The 1,144-nt window shown below is 48.0% G+C and carries 1 protein-coding gene; it reads right to left on the minus strand.

Annotation, left to right across the window (positions count from 1 at the left end; translation table 11 throughout):
- On the minus strand, positions 1–775 hold a 775-nt coding region (locus ACUVQO_RS17290), incomplete at its 3' end, for an MBL fold metallo-hydrolase (protein ID WP_445927081.1).
- Positions 776–1,144: the final 369 nt, after the last annotated feature.

Below are 1,144 nucleotides of genomic sequence, written 5' to 3' on the forward strand. Positions count from 1 at the left end.
TTTCATCCAGATACGCATCATCATGGAGCGGATCGTGATGGAAAATGACCAGGGTTTTTACGCCTGCAGCTCTAGCAATTTTGACGGCTTCTTGCCAGGTAGAATGGCCCCATCCGATTTTGCTGGCTGTTTCTGAGTAGTACTCCTCATCAGAATAGGTTGCGTCATAAATCAGCACATCGGCCTGGTCTGCCAGTTTCAAGACATGCTCATCCAGGCGATCGGGAAAATGCTCGGTATCAGTGACATAAGCAGCGGAGTAGCCCTGCCATTCCACTCGATAGCCGATCGCCTGACCAAGGTGATTGAGGGGAGCATTTTCCACGCGAATATCCCCAATTTGAACTGGCACTCCGATTTGTACATCAATAAACCTCAGATCCGCTCCCATTACCTGTAACGGAACTGGAAAGTTGGGATGATTCATTTGATCCGTGAGCCGCTGTTCAATGGTGGAACCATCAGGGGCGATCGCGCCGTAAATGGAAAAACGATTACCTTTAATGAAAGCAGGCGCAAAAAACGGAAAGCCCTGAATATGATCCCAATGGGAGTGGGTAAAAAACAGGTGCCCTTCTACAGGCATTTGGGAGAGCAACGACTGGCCCAGCACGCGAATTCCCGTGCCCCCATCAAAGATCAATCGTTTTCCTCCAACTAGCATTTCCACACAGGGTGTATTACCGCCATAGCGAACAGTTCCTGTTCCAGGACTGGCAATACTTCCTCGAACCCCCCAGAAATTGATAACAAAGTGTTCTAATAAACCCGACATGGAGATCTCTCGCAGACTGTAACCCAATTTCCAAGCTCACCCTTCTGAGGTGGAGAGGTAAACCAGGGCTAACCAGAAATCTGATGTTTCCTGTGAGAAGCAACTCGCTTCTGGACGTAGACAAGGTTTATCTTGAGTGTGTTGATGCTCAGGGAGCAAACTCTATACCACCCCTTATGGAGCATAAAGAAATTTTTTGACTTGGCAGTGACCAGGATCTCAAGCCTAAGGTGATTTAGTGCACATGAGAGCAGTCGTTTATCTGGGATTTCACTGGGACAATGGTTACCTGACAAATCGGAGGTTGGGGCACTTTCTGAGTGGTGCAGAAAACTTTTTTGAGTCTCATGATGGATAACCTGAACGACC

The sequence above is a fragment of the Leptodesmis sp. genome (genome assembly GCF_052746595.1).